Genomic DNA, 15811 nt, shown 5'->3' with positions numbered 1-15811 from the left:
TTACTGACTACTCCTAGCTCTTCTGCTATTGCCAGTAGCTCCCCTGTGCTTTTTCTCTTCAGCTCACATAGGTTCAGGATTCTTCCTTCTTCGCTGCCACTCCCTGTCGCCTCTTCTGCTACTACAGCGCTGGGAACAGCCTTCTTCCTTCTCCTACCCTTGCCACACACAAGACGACCTTCAAAAATTCACAACCGTAATAACACACGAAGAAGCCAGAGTGAAAAAACCTAGCGCATGTACAAACTTGCACCGCAAAATATGCCCGCTTCCAGAGACAGACCCCCTCACACCTTCTGGCGCTGAAGGTCATCGTTCATGTTTTTGACTCTCCTTTCCCTTTCGGAGACAATCTGCGCACGCATTATGGCTTCGTCAAGATCAGCCTGTGTACATAGACCCAACAACACAGGGTCCCGAGGTTTGATATTGCTAGAGTTCCAGTGCTCCTTGTTACGAACCGCAGCTATCGTAGCCTTGGTCGTGCCTATAAGCTTCGCTATCTGAGAATCGTGCATCTCTGAGCAGTACTTGAGAATCCAGCATACCGCGTCGGGTTTATCACGGCGCCGCGCCACAGGCGTATAACGAACACTTCTCCTGCGCGCTACCTTGTCACCTATCCCCGCGCAAGAAACAAGCTTTGGAATCCTATTGGAGTCATTCTGGCACGCCTCTATCTCTTCCTTTGTCACCTGCCCCATAGCTACAGGATTACAACCCACAACACCCTTCGCAACCTCTCCGTCAGCTATACCCTTGACTTCTAGTATGTGCAATCCGCAGAACTCAGCTATCTGCTTAAATGTTAAGGAAGTATTATCCACCAACCACACGGCAACCGCCCTAGGCATCAACGGAGCATCCTCATTGCTTGATGACATGTCTCAAGAATCTCCAAACTTAAAAAACCGCACAGACCCAAACACTAGGCTACAACCACTAAGATTCAGTTAACCCAGGCATACGATCATGGTCACGCATGGTAGCATACACACTATACGTGTCAAGAATTTTCAGGTCTGTTTAGACACTTCTAGTTGCATTGCAGGCACTTTTTATAACCTCCTAAATGACAAAATTTATTTTATATTTATATCATATAAAGTACGCAAATACAGAGGCAACATTCCCCTCATACTGCATGTGTGTTCCTTTGTGAAATACACTAAGACTGCCCGATATGAGTTGACACTGTAGACATAAGTATATAAGCTGAGAAGCTGTTGTTGTCGTTAGGCATGGGGTTGTATGCCAAAATTGAAGACTAAGTCTTCTGCTAAGAAGAGGTTCAAAATTACCGCTAGTGGGAAGGTGGTTGCCGCACAATCCACTAAGCGTCATGGCATGACAAAACGGAGTAAGCGCAGTTTGCGGACTCGCAGAGGGACTGCTCTCATGAGTGCGGCTGATACACGTATCGTTGCTCCTTTTATGCCGTATGGTCTTTAGGTTGATTTTTATGCGAGGAATTAATGGCTAGGGTCAAACGTGGTGTCACTACTAGAGCTAGACACAAAAAGGTTATAGCTCTTGCCAAAGGTTATAGAGGACGTTCTAAAAATTGCTACAGGGCTGCGCTTCAGAGATTAGAGAAGGCTCTTGCTTATGCATATCGTGATAGGCGTGCTCGTAAGCGTGATTTTAGGTCTCTGTGGATAGTGCGCATTAATGCTGCTGCTGGGTTGTATGGTCTAAGGTATTCTGAGTTCATGCACGGAGTTTCTCTGTGTGGCATTGGCTTGAATAGAAAGATGTTGGCGGAGATGGCCGTTAGAGACAAGGGAGCTTTTGAAAAGATTGCTCATGCTGTAGCACAAGCTTGTGGGCGAACCTGTGTCGTTGCTCAGTCAAATTCGTGATCTAGGAAGGGAAGCGTTTGCTTCTGTTGCTGATTGTAGTTCTCGAGAAGAGCTTGATGAGGTGCGGGTTAAGTATCTTGGAAAGTCAGGCCTTCTTACTGCCCTTCTTAAGCAGATTTCCAAGATTGAAGATATTGAAGAGCGGAAAAACGTTGGAAGTGAGACTAATGTTTTGTGCTCGAAGTTCAAGGCGCTGCTACACCAGAGGGAGGCAGAATTTGAGCATGAGCTACTGTATGCCCGGTTACGTAAAGATAGCATAGATATCACTTTACCATCGAGGTCTCGTGTATATGGGAGGTTGCATCCCATAACAAAGGTAATAAAGGATATCGAAGATATCTTCACCGCGCTGGGGTTTGCTACTGTTCGTGGTCCAGATCTTGAAGATGAGTTTCACGTCTTTGACGCTTTAAACACACCTGTACATCATCCAGCCCGAGAAAAAAACGATACTTTCTATATGGCTCACAATCTCCGCGGCGAGCGGGTTGTCTTAAGGACGCACACGTCGTCGGTACAGATTCGGACAATGGAAACAAGTTCTGAAATGCCTGTCAAGATAATATCCTCGGGTAAGGTGTATAGGAATGACTGGGATGCTACTCACAGCCCGATGTTTCACCAGGTCGAGGGGTTATACGTTGGCAGCGATGTTACGATGGGCCACCTAAAGTATTGTATCAATCACTTTCTTGAGAAGTTTTTTGGACGTAAAATCGAGATGAGGATGCGCGCGAGCTTTTTTCCTTTTACGGAGCCGTCTGCTGAAATTGATATAAGGGATAGTCGCGGCCAGTGGGTTGAGGTGCTAGGCTGCGGAATGGTACATAATAGGGTATTAGAAAACGTAAATATAGATAGCTCTCAATACAGTGGTTTTGCTTTTGGAATGGGTGTTGAGAGAATGACAATGCTTAAGTACGATATAGGAGACCTCAGGGATTTGTACTGTGGTCGCATTGACTGGTTGGGGCATTACGGCTTTTGTTTTACAGATCTTGTATAGTATTTCTTTGTATCTTCTTCAAAATTTTGAGATAGATTAAATACCCCAGACTTAGGGGGTACTCCGTAAAGTTAGTTTTGCGTGCAAGGTAATGATTATGTTAAAACTCTCATAATACGCGTCAGGCTTGGTTTCTGGTATCCCAGTACCATATTGACCTACGAGAGCATGTGATTTACAGTGCATATATCTAAAAATAAACTTATAGTGTTTTTTACGAGATTCTGGAATGTCTAGGGGCGCAGGACGCGAAAAAGCTGTACTGATAACTGGTGCTGCTAACAGAATTGGCAGAGCTGTAGCTGTTTTTCTCGCTGAAAGGCACGGGTACGATATTGCCGTGCACTACAATGCCTCGTATGAAAAAGCTCTAGCATTGCAGTGCACGATTAGCGAAGTATATGGTAGAAAATGCGAGCTCTTTCTAGCAGATCTCAAAAATTTCTCAGCTCTTGAGGACTTGATGAGAGACGTCTTCGCCGTTTTACCGCACTGTAACGTCCTAATAAACAACGCTTCAGTATTTTATACTGATTGTTTAAAAGAATGTAATATTCGAGATTTCGCAGAAAATTTCGATATTCACGTGAAGAGTCCCGTATTCCTAACTCAATACTTCTCTAAAGGCTGTGTGAATGGCGGCAAAGTAATAAACATTGCTGATGCTAGAATCACTAGAACTTCAACAAAGTACTTTTCATATTTGTTGTCAAAAAAATCGCTTATTGATTTCACAAAATTAGCCGCCACAGAGTTAGCTCCTAATATATGTGTCAACGCTATCTGTCCAACAAAAGTCCCAGACGACGCTATTGATAACATAGAAGCATTAAATAATATTGATGCACATCCTCAGCTATTAGAACTCCTTAAATTAGTTGAGCTTCTTGTGGACTTTGATAGTAACAGAACTGGAGAAATACATTTCATGAACTCCTAGATAAATTTTATACCTGACATCTAGAACATGGAACTGCTAGTTATAGGCAATACAAGATAGTATCCACGCCTACAAAACTAGCTCTACAGCGTATTCAACCTATGACGATAAAGCTACAGGCACCGTATTGCCAGAACACTCCCCTACACATAAGTTTGCGCCTGCACGTCGAATACAATTATCTCTTCCTCCAACTTTACTACACCCGCAGGCGTTCTAAACTCCATCTTCATGCCCAAGATGCCCGATTGGATCGTCATACACACCTATACATAAATTTTAACGTCATATAACGAGAAGGCTAGCGCTACACCGCAACATAATACCTCTCTCAGCCCTGCGCAGATGCCCACAAGCTTCAAGTATACAAACAACAAGAGCCTCCTACTGCATGACATATAGGTCTTACAGAAGAAAAAGTTACATCCGCTTTGTCCTTACGATACAGCGATATTCAGCCGTTGCAAAAAACCTGGACTACTAAAAATAAACAAAAAAACGGCATAGGCAACAACGGCACCTCCAAGTACAGCCCCTCTCAACCGGATAAACAACACCCACAACAGCAAAGCAGGACCAAGACCTCTTGGTAAGAGACAAAAAAACATGCATAATTTAGAGCGCTGAACAAAGAAGCAGCACTACGCCACAACATCTACTTAAAAAAGCACACACAACTAAGCCGGTAACTATCTGAAGAAGAGCGTTTACAAGCCTCTATTGCGCCTCTTGCACTGTGGAAGTAGCAGAGCTGCTCTGAGACTCTATGAAACCCTTTTTAATGAACCAAGACACCCTATCGGTCGGCCGTGCACCCACACCTAACCAATAACCAAGACGCTCAGCATTCACCTTCAGAAAACCAGGAGCGCCGCATTCAACCATAGGGTTGTAAAACCCGATCTGCTCTATGCACTTCCCATCCCTTTGCACCCTAGAATCAGCAACTACAATCCTATAGAATGGCTTCTTCTTCGCACCTAATCTCATTAATCTTATTTTTACGGACATCCCTAACTCGAAGTCTCCCTGAACGAAAGAAGGTTTGATTGTAGCACTACATATACCGTAGTCAATCCAATTTTTTTGTAACAGTTTGCTGACAAACGCGCTATTGTGACGTAGAATTGCTGGCTTTGCGGTGCTTTTGGCGGTAGATGCGCTGTATATGATATTGTTTGTGCTGTTGTTCGGCACGTTTAATAGTGTTTGCCGTCGCGTGCGTGCAATGGCCGTGTTTGTGAGCACCTAATTTGTTATGTGATGGGAATGACACTGTGAAAAAGCCAGGGTGACATTAACATTAGCATGACTACATAAGTTGGAGGTTTTATGAAGAAGGGAACTGTAAAACGCGCCGTTTTGTCTACAATCCTGTGTAATACCTTAGTGTGGTATGATTATATACTTTTTGGAAGCCTAGCCAGTACTATCGGTGACCTATTCTTCCCTCAAGAAGACAAATACTTATCCTTGATGAGCAGCTTCTCTGTTTTTGCTGTTGGTTTTTGTATGCGCCCGTTCGGTGCAAGCATATTTGGGCATATCGGTGATAGATATGGTAGGAGAACCGCGCTCGTCATATCCATCATTGCAATGTCAGTGCCTATAGGATTCATGGCTGTAGTGCCGACCTATGCTAGTGTGGGAGTACTTGCCCCTATCCTACTCGTAATATGTAGATTGGTACAAGGTTTCTCCCTGGGAGGTGAGGCAGGAAATGCTACCTTCCTTATAGAACATTCAAAAGCGAATCAAGCTGGGCTATTCGGGAGTTTTGAGGTTCTAAGTGCCGTCCTGGGATCTGTATTTGCGTTAGCCGTGAAGATGGCATCATTTTATTTCACAGGTGATGATTTCAAGGTCTGGGGTTGGAGAATCCCGTTCATGATAGGATTTGTCATTGGTATCATAAGCATATTCATAAGGGTTAGCGCCGGCGAAAGCCCTGCATATACAGAGCATGCGTCTAAAGAGAGTGGCGTAGTAAAGTCGCCTGTAAAACATCTGTTTAAGTACTATAGAAGGCCTTTGATACTAGCGATTTGCATAGACTGCATAGAGAACTGTTCTTTCCACATTTTTATGGTTTTCTTCATAAGTTTTGTAGGTAACTTTTCTCTATCATCTGCAGTAAATCCGCAAATTGGTGAATTTATAGAAATAGTGAACGTGATGATCAGTGGAGTGCTGACTGTAGGGTTCGGAGCGTTGTCTGACGTGGTAGGTCGAAAGAAGGTGATGGGTGGCGCATCTATTGCGCTCTTCTTCCTTGCTATACCTGTGTTCTGGCTATTGAGTCAGGAAAGTTTCTGGTATGTAGGGTTAGGGTACTTTCTGTTTGCGATTCCGTTTTCTGCTACACTTGGTCCATCCAGTGCTGCGATGTCTGAGCTGTTCCCCACAAAAGTGCGTTATACTGGTTTTGGAATAGCGCGTAACATATCTTCAGCTCTTGGTGGAGGTATGGCTCCTGTGCTTTGTACATGGCTTATGCAAATAACAGGTTGGAAGGTCGCACCTGGTTTTTGTGTGATGTTCTGGGCGTTGATTGCATGTATTGCATTGAGTAGGATTACCCCAAAAGACATTCATAGAGACTGGGTGAAACAGTAGAACACTCTGCTGCTGAGTTTCCTTACTCTAAAGTTAGCAGCCATTGTTAGTGGCTGCTTGTTAGTTCCCTTAGGTAGAGAGCTATTGACTGCTTGATGAATGTAATCCAGAACTTCCTTGCGGTTCTTCTGGTTCTGTGTGTAACTTCCTTGCTTCATCAACAAGCATGATAGGGATGCCATCACGTACAGGATATGCAAGCCCTGCTTCCTGGCTAATAAGTTCAGCACGTTCTGTATCATACAAAAGTTTACCCCCTGTAAGGGGGCAAACTAAAATTTCCAAGACCTTTTTATCTAACACCTATTTCCAACCTTCTTCATCAGCAATTTGTACAGATTCGCCAAGGTATTTTTCAAGTTCTTGCAATGGCAATTCACTCTCTTGAAACTCACCCCAAGATTTCAGTATCTTCGAACGAGCAGCACCTGCAACTATTGGATACTCTTGGTTTGAATTCGCGTATATGCTTTGCGCCTCTTCACCAGACAAAAACTCCAATAATTTTAAAGCATTGTCTTTGTTCTTAGCACTTTTTGCTATAGCACCACCACTGATGTTTATCATGGCACCTGTGCCCCCTTGGTTCGGAAAGAAGATCGCAAGCTTAGCAGCTGCTTCCTTGTCTACTCTTCTCTCAGAAGAACAAACTCTACCCCAGTAATAGCTATTTACTATCGCTATACCACCTTCTCCAGCTGCAGCAGCATAAATTTGATCGGTATCACCCCCTGCAGGCTTTCTAGCAAAATTGCTCACCAACCCGCGAACCCACTCTCTTGTAGCCTCCATGCCATTATTGGCTACCATAAATGCAATCAATGACTGATTGTACGGGCTGTTAGAAGAACGCACTAGAATTTGATTTCTCCATTTTGAATCTGCTAAGTCTTCATATGTACTAAGCTGCGACACGTCCACAAGATCTTTATTATATACAACAATACGAGCACGCTTTGTTAACCCAAACCAGTAGCCATCATTATCTCGATATCTCGCAGGAATTACTTGTTCTAATACTTCTGATCTAACTGGCTGTAGTAAACCCTTTTTCTTTGCTAGTATAAGATTTACAGCATCTGCAGTCAGAAATACATCTGCTTCACTGTATGCACCTTCGCTTTCCATCCTAGCAATCAGCTGTGCAGCTTCATCATTTATATACCGTACTTGAATACCTGTATCAGCAGTAAACTTCTTGAACAAATCACGCAGCAACTCCTCTTTCCGAGAAGAATATACATTGACCACCTTTTCCTGAATAGAACTGTGCCTGTTGTATGCTATAATACCGAAGCATATAGCAAGTACCATAATAACTATTCCAAGAGCTTTCATATGAAACACCAAATACACGCATGCAACCAATCATAGGAAAACTTCCTAACCAGGAAAAGACAATATTTTCTATGGCCCTACGTAAGAGGATACATTCAATTTTTGTTGTACAAGGTTATCGTTTAACCAACTTTTGGTTTCTATGCACACAGTTGATGTTAAAGAACTCATGGAAAAGCATGATGTCAGGGCTGTCGCTATTATGCCAAATGATACAGTTGCATATCCTGAGAACTCTTATGACAAGTATGTGCCACTTATCGCGGCACATACGTTCGTATAAAGTTTGTGTACGCATCAAAAATCTAAATCTTGTAAAGCCTGCATCATCCCTAATTCGGATCGCACATGAGCCTGCCTGTATTCAGCCAACGTACAACAAAATAACCACTGATCATCCTATTGAAGAGTGAGAAAAACCTAGAAGAATGGCAAATTAGAAAAACCGCCATTACACCTCAAGAAAACCATCTGCATTTTTCGCAGGGTAAGCACCAACACTGTAATCAATTACAACGTCAGTAGAGAGCTCTTGGTCACCTGTCCTTCTATCATCTACATATGGTTCATAGCGTACACTCGGTGCTCCAATATCATGCTCCTCTTCATCATTCACACGCTGTGCTTGTGCCTCGTTGTCAGTATCTTTGTACTGCACAGTGGTACCAACATCTAATAGTCCACTGTTATCACCCTTGACGGGTTCATCGTCATCAAGAAAACTCCCGCGTTCTTGTGCTTTATGTGCGACTATACTTACACTCCTATGAGACACAGTGTAAGCAGAAAGGATACCAACTTCTTTACCGCTTGCATCATATAAGTGAGCATGAGTCGTAAGGCGATCAGGTTTATTAGACTCGGAAGCATTTGGGTACCTATCTCCGTATGCAAGAGTGCTTGCATATGATAAACTACCTCTGGGCCTTAACTCAAACAAATACCCATCTTTGTATGCACTTAAGTCCATAACTTCTAGTGTTTCTCGCACTGTATCATTAAAAGCACGCAAAGAGATGCCATGATGTACTAAAATAGGGTTGATGTACACTTGTTCAACTTTTACATCATCAGATATACCTGTAGGAGATACATCGCCATCTGCAGTACTAGGTATCAAATGCTTTTGTCCATTATAAGTAACAACCTTTACGTGGGTAATAGATTTTGGAAACGATACATGGTGCCCTGTTTTTACGTCAGTAACGCGAAAACCTACCTGATTCATATACAAAAATTTACTATTTAACAAATCGAGCTCAGCCGCATTGAGCATTCTAACAACCGTAACATCTTCAGGCCGTGCAGCATTACCAGGCAAATCATTTGATCTATTAGAAGAATCGTCGCCTCTACTTTCTATAAAACGCGTGCTCCTTGTTGTATGGTTATGCATCTCCCCAGCCAATTCTTGAGTATCTTGCCTTGCTCTCTGATTAAAAGAAAAATAATCACTAAAACCTCGATCAGTACCTAGGTCTCCTTCACCACTAAGAGATACTCGTTTTATACCATCTCTAGGCTCCCCAACAGTTTTTACATCTACATCGTGTTGGTACATAGATGAAACAAAATCGTTATAACTGTAACTAGTATCTAATGAGATAAATACTTTCCCTTGGAAAAACGATGAAGCACTAGCAAGCTCCCCTATTTTTTCCCCTGTAGGTGTAAATATACCAACTCTGCTTTTATATGACTGATCATTAACCCTGATAACGTTACCATCTTCATCCTTAGGAATACTAGGATCATTTGGGTCATACCGCATCTCAAATAATGTTCCTGATGGATATCTCTGAAAGTCAACCATATTGAATTGAGCATTGCTATGCACCCATTTGGATCCTACTCGATCATACACATGTATAGGGTCAATATAAGAGTATCCTTCCAGACTCGCTGGCATACCTTCAGGATCTACTTCACCAGTACTGGTACAAGGTACCAATCGAATAGAACCACTAGAAGTTTTAACGAGCTTTAGGTGAGTTATACTCTCTGGAAACTGCAGCACTCTATCAGCCAGCATATCAACAATAACTAACTCGGAGCGGTCAGTATAATTACCTGCTGCATCTTTCCTCCCCTCTGTAAAATAAAACTGCAAACTAGACATTTTTTCTATTAGCAACTTGTTGTCAAGAGTGACATTGGCTGCATATCTATCGTCATCTTCTCTGTCTGTACCACGGTTATTTACCTTTGCACTCCTCTGCACCACAGCTTGATCACTGTCTTTGTTCTCCGGAACATAGTGCGCAATTCCAATGCCTTTCGTCAGTGGATAACTCGATCTTGCCTTAACTCCTGAAGACGCCATGCTTATGAACTGATTCACTGCAACTTCTACCTCGCTACTATGAACAGTTCCCAATTTAGTTTTTGCAAAGAAATTCGCGACTTTATTACCATGAGCATCTTCCGTCACAATGATTACTGGCGCAGAGCTATATGCAGTATGAACAGCTTTAAGTACATCATTAACATAGAATGTGCTAGTCGTTTTGCCCAACTCGTTCGTGAATATGGCAAACTCTTCTACATTGGTTGGTAATTCCCCAATCTTGTGCCCCCTCATGTATATTGAAAGACCACTATAATCACCTTGACCCGTACCACGAATCTCAAAAATCTCTCCGGGATGATGCTCCGCAATTCTCGCGAAGCCTGCCGCGTCTCTTGCTATAATCATATCCGGATCGATATAAATTAAAGTTTTGAGTATCCTACTCAGCATGGCCTCGTTCGAGGGCCCAGTAGATGGCTGATCAAGAAGGTGCTGCGTTTTAGCTGTGACATAAGAACTATACACTTCTTGTATTTTAGATGCCACTTCACGAGCATCTCGAGGTCCACTAATACGCATAGATACTTTTTCAAGTTCCTTGATGACACTGTCATTGTCATCAGACAATTCATCCTCTTTATGTGTTAGGAAAACAAGTATCTGCTCTACTGCCCTGACAAATTCCCCTTGAGTTTCCCGCGTTGTATTAAAGATATAACCCCGCAATTTTTCTTGCAGATTTTGGATAGCGGTATGTAAAAGAGCAAAATTCTCGTCGTACTTGGCAAATACTCTGGAAATTTGAGATACAGCGACCGCATTACCACTTGCAAAGTACTCTTTACCATCCGCATTACTGTATACATAACGCATACCGTCTACAGTGTTAATAAGCTTTAGGTTTTGATAACCCTTATCTATCATAATCTTGTCTGTAGTATGAGGATTCAGAACAGTAGGATTTCCATATGCCGAAACGTGCGCTGTAGCTGACAACTCGCCGACAAATTTATGATTGTGACCTTCTAGCTTAGCAGAATAGATTTCTGTCCGGCCTACTTTTCCATCATTAATACTATCTCGGAATCCTAACTTTTCCCCACCGAAGACAGTAAGTGTATCGTGTTTTTCCATAAACTTCTGCGTGCTATTTTTATGAAGCCACGTGTGAAATTCTGGAGGAATAAAACTGATGCGATGGTGTAGCGTATTATCAGCGCTGTCGCCAGTATACCCGAGTTCTGCAGCCCGAAAATGAGTCTTAAGGAGCCCCCTCTCTGTATCTTGTAAGTACTTAACGAACGCAATACCAATGCTATATTTTAGGGATTCATAATCCTTATCTTGAGGATGTCTCTCCACAATACTTGCAACTTCCTTTAGAGTTGTAGCACTTCTCAGCTCATGATCACGCTCGTATAGGTTTATAACTGAGCTTAGTACACTACTCAATTCTAGTGTTACGCCTTTACCCCTCATAACTATATTCTGTATGTAGTCTGCTACACCTTCGTGAAGAAAATCCGATTCTTTTGCACGACTTAATCCTCCACCGGTAGAATAGTGCATAAGCTGATGAGTTATTTCGTGAGATAAATTCTCAATCTTATTTTTCCCCTGCTTAGCTACATATATCTTTCCTAATGTAGGCCATGCAATACCGCCTGCATTTTTATCCTCATTTATGGCTTCTAGTGCAGAAGAAAGAGTCTTCTTATGAGAAAAAAGATATATGTCCAGCTTACGTGGATCATCCGGAGGTTGAAGCATCCCAAACTCTTCCTCGTATGCACTTATGGTACGCTTTATGATCTTCTTGACCTTCTTAACATATGCTACTGATAGCGGTTCCTCACTATGTAAATTTATCTGAATGCACCTATTTGCATTTTCTAGAACCTGCAGTTTGATTTGATATGCATGAGAAAAATTCTTTTCTACGGAATAAAATTTGTCCCTCTCATCATAGACATGTTCTGGTTTTACCCATCCCTCTTCACGTTCGAGATTTTGTGAATAATTGGCATGACCCCGTGTGTTTACAGAACCCAATCCTCTTGACTGTATTATGGGAGACTGTAGTTCTCTATCACCACTCGGAGCATCAAGATATGATGCTGTCCTAAGCTGAGCACTCCTGTTCCCAGAATAAGAAATCATTGGCTCCTGCGAATCACCTATTACTGCATCAATAGAAGATTCTAGATGAGAAATATCAGGCTCACTACGTCTGATTTGACCCTCTACTCCCAGCTGAGACAGATTCCTGTTATCGTTGAGTTTCTCGCCATTATCGTCACTACCCCAGGACTCATGCTTCTTGGCTGCAGAATAACTTTTCTGGGCTAATCCCGAATAACCTCTTATACCATTCTGGTCCTGCACATATTGCTTAACACCGTTCTCCGGTACATAATCATGAATGTTTTCAGCAGAAGGTACAAGCTCTCCACGGTCTGGAGGACGAATAACAACTGTCGACCTATGCGGCAAATACGCTATTTTGAATTGCTTTTTCATAAAATGCGCTTTTTTTAGAGAAGGCGCGGAGTAAACCACAAATAGAACAGAAAAGTCAAAATTTAATTTTTCTGATCTACTACATAAAAGCCACAGTAGAAGCTTTTTATCCTATAATCTTTAGGACATATAAAATATGTATGCCACCACATAGGTGAACGATAACCAATACCTGCACGGAAAATGCAAAGTCAAATTCTACATACAAAAAGAGCTTTATTAACTACTACTTACACATTAGGAATCATTGCAGCAGACTTTACAACTTTTTAACAAATAGCACATATCAATTGCCGGCTTTATTTCCAGCTGCAGGTATAAAATGTCACATCAAGGTAAGCAACGCTCCAAATCACTATATATTTACCCTGGAAAACCCATTGGAAAATCGTTAGAAAATCAGCTGTTGTATTACGAAGCATTAGTTGGTGATAGTAAAAAAAACGCAGAGAGTGCTTTGCCAAGTTCAGAGAGTGCTTTGCCAAGTTCTAAGTACTACTTCAGAAACAACACTCTAATATACGAGGACTTTAAAGTTATAATGGCGGTACCAAAGGAGTACCAATATTTAACACGCTCATCAAGTGAATCAGGTCCACATGCAGGAAAAAATCTCTTTTTATGCAATGCTGCAGGGGATCCGTTAGACATAAAATCCGCTATATCATTTGAAACCAAAGTTAAAACTGAAGATGGTACGAGCAGCTATGATGCTTTTTTCGATCATGCTGAACACAGTAAAGCATTTGTAGTTAATAACAAAGAGGCGCTACTACGTGAGCCATATCCTGTAACGATCGTAAATCAAGCATTACAAATTCCTACAAATAGGACGTTAGAAGAGACGTTTCCCGAGAGAGAAATTTTTAGAATAGAACCCGTAAGCACCCCTCTTTACCCTAAAAATGATAACCCTGCAAATAGCCCAACAATAAAAAGGGCTGCTCTATTTGCTGGAGAAGACACATCACCAATAGCACACCTATCCTCAGATAGTATGATATTTCGCCTAACAAACTCAACCCTGGATATAGTATATTCACCACTCCCAACAGACATACAATTACTGGAGTTATATCAAGCAAAGGGTGTAAAAATCAACTTGCGCGAAATCTTCAATGGTCCGGATATTGAAAAATTATTAATCGAGACGTTTGATAAACATCCAGCGTACTTACTAGTGGAAGGCGACAGGTACTCTATAGTTGACGCTGCCCAGTTAAAAAATCATTCTGAGAGAGCAGCACTAGAAATAACGTATACAGAGGATCCGCAGACTGTACAACAGGTTCTATCGCATGTAGATCTAATACCTAAGAACGAGCACGAATCACTACCCCCACCAAGTGATAAACTGTATGCGTTCAAAATAAACGTAAGCGGACGTCATCCTAACACTCTGCTCTCCATCCCGACTTCGCATTATTCTATACCGTTAGTACAACACCCAGCCAGCACATACCTTATAAAGCTAGGAGAGCCAGACTACTCAATAGATATTCACAATGTAAATCATGAGGAGAACAAAACACAGACATTATTCGATAAAATAACGCACTCTCATCAATCACACTATTTTGAAATACTAAGAACGTTTGCAAAAGCAAATATTCAGTTTAACAACTCAGTAAGCGATTCATCTCCTCTGCTAGACGTCCCTCAAGATGAACGTTATTATATAGAGCATGGTCATGATTACAACAGGTCTGTAGTACTTTATCGTACATATACTGCCGGACTCCACATAGAAGGATTGAACATTTTTCACAGTCCATCTTTACTGCACGCCGTACACGCAAACGTAAATGGCTTTGCTCCCCTAGCTTTAGAAATAGCACCTATTGCAAGATCATATACCACCTGGATTATAAGCAAGTCATTTCTGGAGGAAAATCCCGCTTCCGAAGACGGAAACCCTGATACACACACCACTCAGAAGGCTGAAGAAAAGTCTAACTCACATCCCTTCAATAGTACTCCTGATAACAAAGCTGAACCGAAATCTGAAAAATTTTTACCCAGTACAACAACCTTAATATTTCAATCTCCCAAGACTGATGATGACGAAACATCCCCATTCAGTAGTATCCACTCCTCTTTGCGGGAAAGCCCGGACGGAATTAACAGAGTACCTATGAATGGATGCCGTTTTACAACAGATAACAAGCTGATCTGCGGGGATGATTTTGCTACCAGATTAATTATACCCCCGGAATATCATTTCCTAAAAGTTGTAAAGAACAGTAATGATGATTATAGACTTACATTCTGTAACGCAACCAATGAAGAAATCTCACCCAAGCAACTAAAAAACGTTTTACTAGAACCTACGCGATTAGCAAAATTAAAGTCTCTAGTTGCTGCTGATGAGGAACACAATAACCCAGCAACAAAAAACACCACGGGAGCAAACCTAAATATTGTGAATGATTTACTCGTACATCCAAACCCTCCCGGACCATTAGAGTTACTAGAAATATTCAAGACACAAACAGATAATCAACAACCAGCCTTCAAAATTGTTAATGACGATCTCGCTGCGACCGTCTTACCGCTAAACGGCATTAGTAGTCAAAAAAGGTGGCTAAATGCAAGCACTGAATACTTTTACAAGAATCAAGACTACTACTACTTAGTCCAAAACGGAGTGCTTATTAAAAAAATACCTATAGTCCACGAGGCCCCATCAAATAATGTCGTAAAATATGCAGGATTTATTATTGTAGACTCAAACGGTGTTTCACTACAAGACTCACCTTCCAGTGACAAAAATATACATACAGTGCGTACAAACTCTGACGTGCAACTGCTTCACAGGGAAATAACTAATATAGCGCATGGATCAAGTTCCCTAAACACTAGACCCATCATGGCAGAAGTGTTACTTCAAAGCAATCTAGTCAATACAGAAGGTGCATCAGACCTAGAAGTGATTCTTTCAAGCCCTGCCACAGGATTCCTGACACTTCCCTTGGAAGATATAAAATTCTTCCCAGAAATATCGACACTGGTATATCAACCTAAGAATGGCTCAGCAGCAACAATACTTGCAACCGACACAAATTCCTTATTCAGAAGCGCGTCTAGCGCTCCTATTAAGGTACAAAGAAATGTAAGAACTATAGATGAGTTACTAGCTCTAGAAATCCCAGATATAGAGGTACCTACTAGCACGCCTGATACCATTGCACCTACCTATGGCAGTACCCCAAGTGAAAAACCTGAACCTAAAGCTC

The 15811-nt window shown here is 41.8% G+C and carries 12 protein-coding genes and 1 pseudogene; 7 read left to right on the top strand and 6 right to left on the bottom strand.

Annotated elements, in window-relative coordinates; all coding sequences use genetic code 11:
• Window positions 1-170 (bottom strand): annotated as a pseudogene (locus KPX09_RS05720) (transcription termination factor Rho); the annotation flags it as partial.
• 117 nt (window positions 171-287) lie between these two features.
• The gene (locus KPX09_RS01690) at window positions 288-854 is read right to left on the bottom strand and encodes a cell cycle transcriptional regulator TrcR (RefSeq protein ID WP_410518473.1); all 567 of its coding nucleotides are present in this window, start codon (window positions 852-854) and stop codon (window positions 288-290) included.
• A 397-nt stretch (window positions 855-1251) separates the two neighbouring features.
• On the opposite strand from KPX09_RS01690, the gene rpmI reads away from it, so the two are divergent.
• The 4 genes from rpmI (at window position 1252) to KPX09_RS01670 (ending at window position 3811) form a co-directional block, all read left to right on the top strand.
• A complete protein-coding gene (gene rpmI / locus KPX09_RS01685; protein WP_011450220.1) occupies window positions 1252-1452 on the top strand; it encodes a 50S ribosomal protein L35 in 201 nt (66 codons plus the stop codon).
• Between the two features lie 23 nt (window positions 1453-1475).
• Window positions 1476-1862 (top strand): 50S ribosomal protein L20, encoded by a 387-nt coding sequence (rplT, locus tag KPX09_RS01680; RefSeq protein WP_249548669.1) that lies wholly within the window; start codon window positions 1476-1478, stop codon window positions 1860-1862.
• Window positions 1843-2871: a phenylalanine--tRNA ligase subunit alpha gene (pheS, locus tag KPX09_RS01675; protein ID WP_249548672.1), complete on the top strand. Its 1029-nt coding sequence runs from the start codon at window positions 1843-1845 to the stop codon at window positions 2869-2871. Before rplT ends, pheS begins: the two co-directional genes overlap by 20 nt.
• Before the next feature lie 229 nt (window positions 2872-3100).
• A complete protein-coding gene (locus KPX09_RS01670) occupies window positions 3101-3811 on the top strand; it encodes an SDR family NAD(P)-dependent oxidoreductase (protein WP_249548668.1) in 711 nt (236 codons plus the stop codon).
• A gap of 717 nt (window positions 3812-4528) precedes the next feature.
• Here the strand turns inward: KPX09_RS01670 and rpsP are convergent.
• Window positions 4529-4822 carry a 30S ribosomal protein S16 gene (rpsP, locus tag KPX09_RS01665; RefSeq protein WP_249548667.1) on the bottom strand — a complete coding sequence of 98 codons (294 nt, stop codon included), beginning with the start codon at window positions 4820-4822 and terminating at the stop codon, window positions 4529-4531.
• Between the two features lie 321 nt (window positions 4823-5143).
• Here rpsP and KPX09_RS01660 point away from each other — a divergent pair, with 321 nt between their 5' ends.
• Entirely contained in the window at window positions 5144-6427 is a 1284-nt protein-coding gene (locus KPX09_RS01660; protein WP_249548666.1) for an MFS transporter, read from the top strand.
• Window positions 6428-6508: 81 nt separating this feature from the next.
• Here the strand turns inward: KPX09_RS01660 and KPX09_RS01655 are convergent, their stop codons facing one another.
• Window positions 6509-6730, bottom strand: coding sequence for a Trm112 family protein (locus KPX09_RS01655; RefSeq protein WP_249548665.1), 222 nt, complete (start codon window positions 6728-6730; stop codon window positions 6509-6511).
• A complete protein-coding gene (locus tag KPX09_RS01650; protein ID WP_410518472.1) occupies window positions 6731-7765 on the bottom strand; it encodes an extracellular solute-binding protein in 1035 nt (344 codons plus the stop codon).
• A 142-nt stretch (window positions 7766-7907) separates the two neighbouring features.
• Between KPX09_RS01650 and KPX09_RS01645 the strand changes: the two genes are divergently transcribed.
• Window positions 7908-8048, top strand: coding sequence for a hypothetical protein (locus KPX09_RS01645; protein ID WP_249548664.1), 141 nt, complete (start codon window positions 7908-7910; stop codon window positions 8046-8048).
• A gap of 168 nt (window positions 8049-8216) precedes the next feature.
• Here the strand turns inward: KPX09_RS01645 and KPX09_RS01640 are convergent, their stop codons facing one another.
• Complete coding sequence (locus tag KPX09_RS01640; RefSeq protein ID WP_249548663.1) at window positions 8217-12614, bottom strand: hypothetical protein; 4398 nt, start codon at window positions 12612-12614, stop codon at window positions 8217-8219.
• Window positions 12615-12897: 283 nt separating this feature from the next.
• Here KPX09_RS01640 and KPX09_RS01635 point away from each other — a divergent pair.
• The coding region (locus tag KPX09_RS01635; protein WP_249548662.1) for a hypothetical protein at window positions 12898-15811 on the top strand (2914 nt) is incomplete at its 3' end.

The sequence above is a fragment of the Anaplasma phagocytophilum genome (assembly GCF_023476575.1).
In the GTDB taxonomy this organism is placed as follows: Bacteria; Pseudomonadota; Alphaproteobacteria; order Rickettsiales; family Anaplasmataceae; genus Anaplasma; species Anaplasma phagocytophilum_A.
The sequence above is the reverse complement of the archived record's forward strand: the minus strand, read 5'-3'. Positions and strand labels throughout refer to the sequence as shown.

Excerpts from the sequence above, each read along its gene's own strand:
- KPX09_RS01670 (WP_249548668.1), top strand. The coding sequence starts at position 3,101 with ATGTCTAGGGGCGCAGGACGCGAAAAAGCTGTACTGATAACTGGTGCT.
- rpsP (WP_249548667.1), bottom strand. The coding sequence starts at position 4,822 with ATGTCCGTAAAAATAAGATTAATGAGATTAGGTGCGAAGAAGAAGCCA.
- rplT (WP_249548669.1), top strand. The coding sequence starts at position 1,476 with ATGGCTAGGGTCAAACGTGGTGTCACTACTAGAGCTAGACACAAAAAG.
- KPX09_RS01645 (WP_249548664.1), top strand. The coding sequence starts at position 7,908 with ATGCACACAGTTGATGTTAAAGAACTCATGGAAAAGCATGATGTCAGG.
- rpmI (WP_011450220.1), top strand. The coding sequence starts at position 1,252 with ATGCCAAAATTGAAGACTAAGTCTTCTGCTAAGAAGAGGTTCAAAATT.
- KPX09_RS01660 (WP_249548666.1), top strand. The coding sequence starts at position 5,144 with ATGAAGAAGGGAACTGTAAAACGCGCCGTTTTGTCTACAATCCTGTGT.
- KPX09_RS01650 (WP_410518472.1), bottom strand. The coding sequence starts at position 7,765 with ATGAAAGCTCTTGGAATAGTTATTATGGTACTTGCTATATGCTTCGGT.
- KPX09_RS01690 (WP_410518473.1), bottom strand. The coding sequence starts at position 854 with ATGCCTAGGGCGGTTGCCGTGTGGTTGGTGGATAATACTTCCTTAACA.